Here is a 1,078-nt window from a genome sequence, read left to right on the forward strand (position 1 = left end):
AAGACTGGAGACGACGCAGATGAACGCATTCTCACACCCCGCCGCGGTTGCGCCCACCATTGGGTATGCATCTGATGAAAGGGCGTTGATCCCGCCCGCCGTAATGCCCCGCAAGACCGGGACGAGGCGTCGCCTGGCGCTTGGGCGTGCGATCCCGTTTGGCGCGCTGATTGGGCCCGCACTTCTTCTTGTTGTCTGGTCCATCGGCAGTGTCGCCGGCCTGATCGATCCAAGAACGCTGCCGGCGCCTTGGTCGGTTGTCGGCACCGCCGTCGATCTTATCGCAGAAGGCAAGCTTCAGGGTCATCTGATGACGTCTGCGTGGCGGGCAGCGCAGGGGCTGGTGTTCGGCGTCCTGATCGGGACCGTGCTTGCCCTCATTTCAGGGTTGTCCCGGCTTGGCGAAGCGATCATCGACGGTCCCGTTCAGATCAAGCGGGCGATCCCGACGCTCGCCCTGATCCCGTTGCTGATGCTGTGGTTCGGCATCGGCGAGGGCATGAAAGTGACGACAATCGCGCTGGCTGTCCTGATCCCGATCTATATCCAGACCCACAGCAGCTTGCGCAGCATAGACAGCCGTTATGTCGAATTGGCCCAGACCCTGCGAATGGGCTATGGCGAATTCATCCGCGAGGTTATCCTGCCAGGCGCCCTGCCCGGCTTCTTCCTGGGCCTGCGTTTCGCGGTGACTTATGCTTGGCTGTCCCTGGTGGTGGTCGAACAGGTCAATGCCACGAGCGGCATCGGCTATATGATCGATCTCGCACGCAACTACGGCCAGACCGACATCGTCATCGTCGGCCTCGTCCTCTACGCGCTGCTCGGTCTCGCCTCAGACGGCATCGTCAGCTTCTTCCAGGAAAGGTCGCTGTCATGGCGTCGCACCTTGGCGGATTGAGCGGCGCACCCGTCGTGCGGGTCGAGAGCCTTATCAGAAGCTTCGGGCCGCGAACCATTCTCGATGGGCTCAGCCTCGACATCGACAAGGGGGAGTTCGTCGCCCTTCTCGGCCGTAGCGGATCGGGCAAGAGTACGTTGCTGCGCGCGCTCGCGGATCTCGATGACAAAGTATCCG

General features: G+C 62.2%; 2 protein-coding genes. Both read left to right on the forward strand.

What is annotated here, in order from left to right:
• The first annotated feature begins 103 nt into the window (after window positions 1-103).
• A complete protein-coding gene (locus tag ACFFNA_RS41410) occupies window positions 104-901 on the forward strand; it encodes an ABC transporter permease (RefSeq protein ID WP_378925836.1) in 798 nt (265 codons plus the stop codon).
• Window positions 877-1,078, forward strand: a 202-nt coding sequence (locus tag ACFFNA_RS41415) for an ATP-binding cassette domain-containing protein (RefSeq protein WP_378925834.1), incomplete at its 3' end; no start/stop codon positions are given. The genes ACFFNA_RS41410 and ACFFNA_RS41415, both read left to right, overlap by 25 nt.

The organism is Mesorhizobium kowhaii, from assembly GCF_042431665.1.
GTDB lineage: Bacteria > Pseudomonadota > Alphaproteobacteria > Rhizobiales > Rhizobiaceae > Mesorhizobium > Mesorhizobium kowhaii.